The 9143-nt window shown below is 43.6% G+C and carries 7 protein-coding genes; all 7 read right to left on the minus strand.

Going from position 1 to position 9143, the window contains the following annotated elements:
* Position 1: 1 nt before the first annotated feature.
* The 7 genes from K6C05_RS03885 to K6C05_RS03915 all read right to left on the minus strand — a co-directional run bounded on the left by K6C05_RS03885 (position 2) and on the right by K6C05_RS03915 (position 8831).
* Positions 2–1858 (minus strand): YgiQ family radical SAM protein, encoded by a 1857-nt coding sequence (locus K6C05_RS03885; RefSeq protein ID WP_296731465.1) that lies wholly within the window; start codon positions 1856–1858, stop codon positions 2–4.
* Positions 1859–1898: 40 nt separating this feature from the next.
* The gene (locus K6C05_RS03890) at positions 1899–2798 is read right to left on the minus strand and encodes a RodZ domain-containing protein (RefSeq protein ID WP_296731468.1); all 900 of its coding nucleotides are present in this window, start codon (positions 2796–2798) and stop codon (positions 1899–1901) included.
* Between the two features lie 343 nt (positions 2799–3141).
* Positions 3142–4467 (minus strand): cytidylate kinase family protein, encoded by a 1326-nt coding sequence (locus K6C05_RS03895; protein WP_296731470.1) that lies wholly within the window; start codon positions 4465–4467, stop codon positions 3142–3144.
* A 118-nt stretch (positions 4468–4585) separates the two neighbouring features.
* Entirely contained in the window at positions 4586–6655 is a 2070-nt protein-coding gene (locus K6C05_RS03900; RefSeq protein WP_296731471.1) for a polyribonucleotide nucleotidyltransferase, read from the minus strand.
* 144 nt (positions 6656–6799) lie between these two features.
* A complete protein-coding gene (gene rpsO, locus K6C05_RS03905; protein ID WP_296731474.1) occupies positions 6800–7066 on the minus strand; it encodes a 30S ribosomal protein S15 in 267 nt (88 codons plus the stop codon).
* Positions 7067–7208: 142 nt separating this feature from the next.
* Positions 7209–7826, minus strand: coding sequence for a peptidoglycan recognition family protein (locus K6C05_RS03910; RefSeq protein WP_296731476.1), 618 nt, complete (start codon positions 7824–7826; stop codon positions 7209–7211).
* Positions 7827–7895: 69 nt separating this feature from the next.
* Complete coding sequence (locus K6C05_RS03915; protein ID WP_296731479.1) at positions 7896–8831, minus strand: bifunctional riboflavin kinase/FAD synthetase; 936 nt, start codon at positions 8829–8831, stop codon at positions 7896–7898.
* Positions 8832–9143 lie beyond the last annotated feature (312 nt).

Here is a 9143-nt window from a genome sequence, read left to right on the forward strand (position 1 = left end):
ACTACACCTTCTTATCTTTCTTTCTTTTGTAATTACCTTTATGAGCTTTATTTCCCACATCTCCCTGTTTCCTTTCAGGGCGAATTAAGCATTTTGGTCCAAAGCCTATCAGATCCTGACGATTGGCCTTTTGCAATGCCTTGCGAACAAGGCTGTAATTCCTTGGTAGCCAATACTGCATGAGAGCTCTCTGCATGGCTTTGTCTTCAGGCTTCTTTGCCGTATATATTCTTTCACCAGTCAGTGGGTTTATCCCACTATACCACATACAGGTTGATAAAGTACCCGGAGTAGGAATGAAATCCTGAACCTGCTCAGGATGATAGCCCATCTCCTTGATGAACACAGCTAATTCTATTGCATCCTCCAAGGTTGCTCCAGGATGACTGGACATAAAATAAGGCACCAAAAACTGTTTCTTTCCAAGGCGTTTGTTTATTGCCATGAATCGATTGACAAAGCGCATATAAATATCCTTGCGGGATTTTCCCATTATTCTTGTAACCCTATCAGATATGTGCTCAGGGGCAATTTTCAATTGACCACTGATATGATGTTCACACAGCTCCTCCAGAAAATTATCCTTGGCCCGCATCAGATAATCAAATCTGATACCGGAACGGATAAATACTTTCTTGATACCGGGAAGCTCCCTTATTTTGCGAAGAAGTCCCAGATAATCACTATGGTCCACCACCAGATGATTGCAAGCATCTGGTGACAGGCACTGTTTGCCATGACAGGTTCCCCGTTTCAGCTGCTCATCACAGGAGGTACGGTGAAAATTGGCAGTAGGCCCGCCCACATCATGTATGTATCCCTTAAAGCCTGGCAAGCCTGTCAGAAGCTTGGCTTCCCTCAGGATAGATTCATCACTGCGCCGCTGGATGATTCGTCCCTGATGGGATATTATGGCACAGAAATTACAACCACCAAAACAGCCTCTGTGAGCAGTAATACTGAACTCAACTTCCTTATAGGCCGGCACGCCTCCCATATCATCATATATAGGATGCCATTTCCTTTCATAGGGCAAATCATATATTTCATCCATCTCCTCCACACTCAGTGGCAGGGCAGGTGGATTTTGGACCACACACCAGTCTTCATTCTGCTGAGCCAGCTTTTTCCCGCGAAATGCGTCCTGCTCCAGGAATTCATCCTTAAAGGCCTGAGCAAATTTTTCCCTGCTTACCTTAACTTCTTCATAAGAAGGGATAGCCTTATAATCCCAAATATAATCAAAGTCAGGCACCTTAAAACAGGTTCCCTGGACATCTTGAATATTATGAATCTCCACTCCCTGATGAAGCTGGGCAGCAACATCAATAAGCTGGCGTTCACCCATGCCATATATCAGGAGATCAGCCTCACTGTCCATCAAAATTGATCTTCTCACTTTATCCGACCAGTAATCATAATGGGCAAACCGTCGCAAACTGGCCTCAATACCACCGATAATAATCGGTACATCATTTCCCCAGCATTTGCGGAGCATCTTTGAGTATACTACTACAGCCCGTTCCGGGCGGTAACCACTCTTTCCCCCCGGGGAATACTGATCCTGGTGGCGAACCTTTTTGGCAGCTGTATAACGGTTTAGCTGAGAATCCAAGTTTCCACTGGAAACAAGAAAGCCCAGCCTAGGCTTTCCCAGGCGGGCGAAATCTACAGTATTCTTCCAATCAGGCTGTGGTATTATTCCCACCTTATAGCCATGCTTTTCCAACAGCCGACACAAAATAGCAGGGCCAAAGCTGGGATGATCCACATAGGCATCACCGGAAACAAAGATAAAATCCAATTGTTCCCAGCCACGATTCCTCATGTCCTCCCTTGATATTGGTAAAAAACTCATTTAATCACACCACATTATCTACAGGCAAGTATATGATACATCACATACGGCTCTTTTTGTCCTTGGCATTTGGTTTTTCGTCATCATTGCCGGTTTTTTTATCATTGCCGGCAGCACCATCGCTGTCCTTGGTCATAAATCTTTCTACTACCTGACCTTTTCCACCTATGATACCAAGATTATTTTCATTCCAGGTAAGCTCAACAGCTCCGGCGTTGCCTGCCAGCAGTTTAACGGAGTCTTTACCCTTCCAGGAAATTTCCTTCCCTTTTTCAATTGTTCCTTCAAGAACATTTTTGCCATCAATCTCGACTGAAACCCAGCAGGAATCATTAAATTTTGCAGTGACATTGACATCATTGAATTTCTTTGCTGCAGGTTTTTCCACCGGGGCCGCCTTTGGCTTTTCAGCAGTCTTTTTCGTCTGTTCATTTTTCACGGTACTACGGGTACTATCCTCAGGATTATCACTGAAGGCATAATAAACGCCTCCCAAAAACACTGCCAATACAGCCAGCAGTGCCAAAAACTTTTTATACCCGCTCTTGTCTTCAGTACGTTCACGATAGTCAGTACCTGAGGAAAACAGGTTGCTTTTCTCCTCTGGTCCGGAATGATTACGGGATGATTCCTTTACAGTAACCGTTCTCTGAGGCACACTGTCTTCATATTCCTCATGATCAACAAGATCTACAGGCTGAACAGGTGATGAAATATTTCTTTCAGAATTATATTGGCGCAGCAATGAATCCCCATCTATGTTCAGGGCCCTGGCATAATTACGGATAAACCCCTTTGTATAAACATCCCCAGGCAATGAATCATAGTCACCTTTTTCAATAGCGGTAATATATACAGACCTTATACTGGTCTCATTTTCTATATCTTTAACTGTTAGTCCCTGCTTCTCTCTTTCTCGTCTTAAAGTATCACCGAGCATGTTCTAACCTCCTACACAAAAACTCTACTATATTATACATTGATATATTTTCATACTCAAGAGAACAAATGTTATTTTAGCAAAATTATTTCTTTTATCCCAAATTTTTGTCCGTTGTTTAAAAAAATCACCTGCATTTCCGGTTTCCAAAATTATTGGCTGCATTTAACAACCAATTTATCTCCGCATATAAAAAAGATATTGATCCATTAAAACAAATAACAGATCAATATCCTTTGTCATTACATGATAACTGATTGACAGACACTGCCAAAAGCAACGGTCCGGTTGTGATAATCAGCCAGTTTTAATGAAATTCACGGCACGATCAAACCCGGTGGTGTTAAAACTGTATAAGCCTGAATTCCCTAATCAATTCCAACAGTATGGCTGCAGTTCTGTCCACACCATACTTACTGGATTTGATAATTATATCATAATTATCCCCCCGGCCCCATTGCATGTCAGAGAATTGATAGCAGTGATGCTTCCTCTCCTGGGAATACTGTTCAATACGCTCCAGGGCACTTTCACTGTCAATATTTTCCTTTCGCATCACTCTTTTTATTCTCTCATCCTCATCTGCGGTAATAAAAATATGCAATGAATTTTTATGGTTTTTCAATACATAATTAGCCAACCTGCCTACTATAACACAGGAATCCTTGGAAGCAATTTCCTGAATAACCTGAGCTTCCATCTTGCACATCTGGTCAGAAGTAAGTTCATTTTCCTCGTTAAAGGAATCCTTATACCATTCATAAAGATCATAGATAGAATTACCGACTGAATCCGTCTGAGTACTAACAGGTTCTTCCCCGGAAGGAATCTCAAAGCCCGATATTTGGATTTCATCACTGTCATAATAGGAAATATCCAGCTCATGGGCAATGCGTCTGGCAATAGTGCGTCCACCACTTCCATATTCATGCGATACAGTGAGGACGAAGTGATTTTCTGAAATATCATCATCCAAAACTGATGATATTTCCCTTACCCTGTTTTCCGGCAACAAGAGGTAATTAAAGCGACGCAATGGTTTTATCAGAATTTTAATTAAGGCACCCATGAAAAAAGCAGCTACCACCGTTCCTTCACGAAAGCCCCCCAGCGAATCGATACACAGAAGCCCAAGGATGACAGAAAAAGCACAGAAAAGTACATCCAACACTAATTTTATCTGAATGTAGCGTCTGTGAAACAGTCCGGAAAGCTTTTTTGTCAGTGCATACACAGGAAATGTTCCCACATCAGCTATACGGCAAAAATACAATCCCCCGGCAAAGACCAGAATTCCACCCATACATGTCATTACGCGGTGCAAATACTCCACCGGAATAAAATCACTGAAGGCCTCCAGGGACAAATCAGTAAAAATTCCTAAAATCAGTGCCAACAGAAAATGGAACAGCACCTCCCATTTATGTATGGTATCACGCCTTATCAGCATATTAACCATAATGGCAAGGATGTTGAAGATGAATACCCATACACCCACACTAATCTCCGGTGAGATGAGCGATGCTGTATATGGAAGAATAACAATAGGAGTAACACCAATATCGGCCCTGATCATTATTGCAGTACCAATTGCAATAAGAAGCAGGCCCATGGAAAAGACAAGATATCGGCGCATTATTTCAGATATTGTCTTTTTTCTTTTTTCCATAATACCTATCTCCAAAATAATAAGATAATGCCCGCCTCGCTATACGCAAAACGGGCATTCATGACATATAGCAAAAATATTCAGATACGCTTATGCCATTATTTTGTAATCTTATTAATTACATCAACACTTTATGGGAAACATTGACACGACCCTTTTGGTCAATTTCTACAACCTTGACCTCAAGTTCATCGCCTACATTGACAACATCCTCTACCTTTTCCACACGCTTTTTGTCAAGCTGTGAAATATGGCAGAGTCCTTCACGGCCCGGAAGTAACTCCACGAATGCGCCAAAGGCCATTATACGGGTAACCTTGCCCTTGTATACCTGTCCCACCTCAACTTCGCGGACAATATCCTCGATGCAGGCAATGGCAGCTGCTGAAGCCTCAACGCTGGTAGCAGATACGCGAACGGTACCATCATCATCAATATCAATCTGAACGCCAAAGTCATCAATAATTTTCTTGATAACCTTTCCGCCAGGTCCAATAACCTCACGAATTTTGTCAGGCTTGATCTGCATGGTAGTAACCCGAGGTGCATAAGGGCTCAATTCAGCATTTGGCTCAGCAATGCACTCAAGCATCTTGCCGAGAATGAATTCTCTTCCACGCTTTGCCTGGGCAAGTGCTGATGATAAAATCTCACGGGAAATTCCCTTGATCTTAATATCCATCTGAATTGCAGTAACACCCTCAGTAGTTCCCGCAACCTTAAAGTCCATATCTCCAAGGGCATCCTCCATTCCCTGAATATCAGTCAGAATGGTATAATCATCCCCATCCTTTACAAGACCCATTGCTACACCAGAAACAGGACGCTTGATAGGTACACCTGCATGCATCAGGGATAAGGTACTGCCACAAACGGAGCCCATGGAACTGGAACCATTGGATTCAAGGATTTCAGAAACCATGCGGATGGTGTATGGGAATTCATCGACAGATGGGATTACAGGTACCAAAGCACGCTCTGCCAAAGCACCATGACCAATCTCACGACGGCCAGGACCACGAACAGGACGAGCCTCACCTACAGAATAGCCAGGGAAATTATACTGATGGATATAATGCTTGGAAGTCTCTACACCAAGTCCATCCAAAACCTGTTCATCTCCAAGGGAACCAAGGGTGGTTACAGTCAGTACCTGGGTCTGGCCACGGGTAAAGAGTCCTGAACCATGAGGGCGTGGCAAAATGCCAACCTCGCAGCTGACAGGTCTTACCTCTTCTACCTCACGACCATCAGGACGAATTTTCTCCTTGGTAATCATTTTGCGGACGATTTCCTTAACAATCTTATGAAGCATGTAAGGAATTTCCTTTACAGCATCAGGATAGATTTCCAGGAAATGCTCAAGAGCTTCAGCCTTGACATTGGATATATCCTCATCACGGGCCAGCTTGTCCGGATTGCGTACTGCTCTGTCCAGATTTGCTGTAGCATAATCACGGATTGCCCTTTCCATTTCCTCAGGAACTGCAAACAGCTTAACCTCGCGTTTTTCCTTACCGCAAGTCCTTTGAATCTCATCCTGGAAGGCAACTATTTTCTTAATTTCTTCGTGACCGAATAAAATTGCTTCAAGAATTACTTCCTCAGGCAATTCATTGGCACCGGCTTCAACCATCATTACAGCATCCCGGGAACCGGCAATGGTCAAATTAAGATCGGACTGCTCACGCTGCTCAACATTCGGATTAATGATAAACTGGCCATCAACCCGCCCTACACGGACACCGGCTATTGGCCCCAAAAATGGAATATCAGAAATAGTAAGGGCACAGGAAGCACCAATCATGGCAGCAATTTCAGGTGCATTGTCCTGCTCTACAGACAACACGGTAGCCACAATCTGTACATCATTACGATACCCCTCCGGGAATAATGGACGAATAGGACGGTCAATGAGACGGCTGCACAAAATAGCAGACTCACCAGGACGCCCCTCTCTCTTTATAAAACCGCCAGGAATCTTTCCCACGGCATACATTTTTTCTTCATAATCTACAGTGAGCGGGAAGAAATCCACACCCTCTCTTGGCTCATCAGAAGCCGTTGCTGTTACCAAAACAACAGTATCACCATAGCGGACCAAAACAGCACCATTTGCCTGCTTAGCCATCTTACCGGTTTCAACGGTAAATGTGCGTCCGCCCAACTGCATCTCAAAACTATGCATTCATTTTTCCTCCTATATATTCTTTATACCTTTTAACCGTATCAGTATATCACATACGCTCGTCATATTTCCACATATTTTTAATATTGAACAAAATAAAAAGAGGACCCCAAATGAGTCCCCTTAATAATCCAAAGTATAAAATTACTTACGGAGTCCGAGCTTGGAAACAATCGCACGATAACGCTCAATGTCAACCTTGTTAAGGTATGCCAAGAGACGACGACGATGTCCAACCATCTTCAGCAGGCCACGACGGGAATGATGATCCTTCTTGTGCTCCTTGAGATGCTCGGTCAAGTAAGAAATACGAGCAGTAAGAACTGCAATCTGTACCTCAGGGGATCCGGTATCTCCCTCATGTACGGCATACTTCTGCATGATTTCCTGTTTTGCTTCCTGAGTCAACATAAATTAATTCCTCCTATTTTACAATCTCCACAAGCTCAGGCAAGGTCGGAGTCCTCATTGTCTGGGCAAGGGATTAATACATTTGTGCCTAACGCACTTGTAATAGTATACTACAGCAAAAATTATTTGTAAAGAATATTTGTCAATCCTCCGGCAAATCCAACCCCATCCGCTTCATTACCCGCTTTCTTATCTGAGGAAGCATATCATAAAGCATGTCGCCCGGGCAGGAGGTGGCATTAACATCCCTATGCCCCAGAATACTGAGCTCATCCGGCAGCAGTCCATATATGCCACACAGGGATACCAATAAATCCGTGAGAGATTTTATCTGTGCTGGTGTAGGTGTTCCTATACAAAAATTCCCCGCCAGGGCAATCCCTACAGAATCATCATTGTTATACTGAGCATGGGCTCCAACCATATTCCAGCCCCTGCCTCTTTCAATGATACCATTCTTTCGTATGACATAATGATAACCTATCCCGGCCCAGCCAAAGCTGTCACGATGAAGCTTGTGAATTTCCGCTGCTGACATATCCCTGTTGGTAGTCGTTCCGGTATGATGTACTATAATCCTGTTTGTTTCTATTCTTTTTTCAGGTACCTCGGCAAACAGAAATTTATTTTCCCGAATGCGAAGATCATCCCTGCGCCACTTAGATGCCGCAAAGGTCTTAATATCAAATGCCGGTAAATACAGCACACCGGTGCCTATAATTAATCCCAACATTTTCTTTATAAAACTGCGTCTATCCATATACAAAACAATAATTACCTCTAATCAGCTTGAGGGCAGCTTTGTACGCCCCCGAAATCAGGCCGGTTTTCAATTAACATCGGCCAGGATACTTCTTGCCTTTTCCTCATCAAGGTGGAGCTGCCGGACAAGGGCATCTGCACCACTGAATTTTTTCTCCTCCCGCAACTTATAAACGAATTGAACCGTCAGCGGACAATCGTAGAGATTACCGGAAAAATCAAGAATATGCACCTCCAACCGCCGTTTACAGCCATCAAAGGTTGGATTGGTACCTATATTGGCTATTCCCTTGTATTTTTGTCCGTTCATCAAAACATATACGCCGTAGGCACCATTTGGCAGCATGGCCCTTTTATCCGGAATGGCCAAATTGGCAGTAGGAAAGCCTATTGTCCGGCCACGATGGTCACCGTGAACAACCCGGCCACCAAAGCTGAATGGCTTGCCCAGATATTCATTGGTCTTGACCAAATCCCCTTCTTCAATAAGAGCGCGTATCTGGGTACTGCTTACCATACGGCCATCGATCTGAACGGCCTTGCCCACCTCAGCCACGAATCCATATTCGGAAGCTACACGGCTGAGCATACGGGAATTGCCCTTACCCTTCTTGCCAAAAGTAAAGTTAGGTCCTGTAACCAAATACTCAGGGTTGCAGCTCCTGCATAAATTATCTAAGAATTCTTCAGGGCTCTGCCTGGAGAGCTTTTCTGAAAAGGGAACATTCAGCAGGATGTCTACCCCCAGCTTCTCCATGTAAGCAGCCTTTGATATATTATCGCCAATCTGAAAAGGAACCCTGTCAGGAGCAACCACAGACAGAGGATGGTTCAGGAATGTAAACACCACCCCAACCAGACCGTGCTTCTCAGCAAGCTCCATGGCCTGCCTTATGATACTCTGATGTCCTACATGAACACCATCAAAGGTACCGAGAGCGATAGCCGTCCTCCTGCCCTGGAGATAGCTTTTTATATCACTAAATTTATTAAAAATCTGCATTTATATATCACCTAATAAGTATAACGCATCTATTTTTGCTTCGCAGGTTACAATCAACTGCCCACGACTAAAGTCGCAGGTTATTGCCACACAAATTTATGAAAATCCGCAACCAATTAATGCTCAGCAAATATTATTATACAGGCTGAGGCCTGCAAACGCAAATCACTGTATATAACGAGCTTTAAGATGTCCCCTTCCTCTTTAGGTGGGGGAAAACAAACTACAACAGCTGGCGAGCATATCTCCCAGCTCGTTGAAACGCTAATTGGAAGATTTTTCTTCTAAAGAAGAAAAATTTGAACAATGGCG

The sequence above is a fragment of the Anaerovibrio sp. genome, assembly GCF_024697385.1.
In the GTDB taxonomy this organism is placed as follows: Bacteria; Bacillota; Negativicutes; order Selenomonadales; family Selenomonadaceae; genus Anaerovibrio.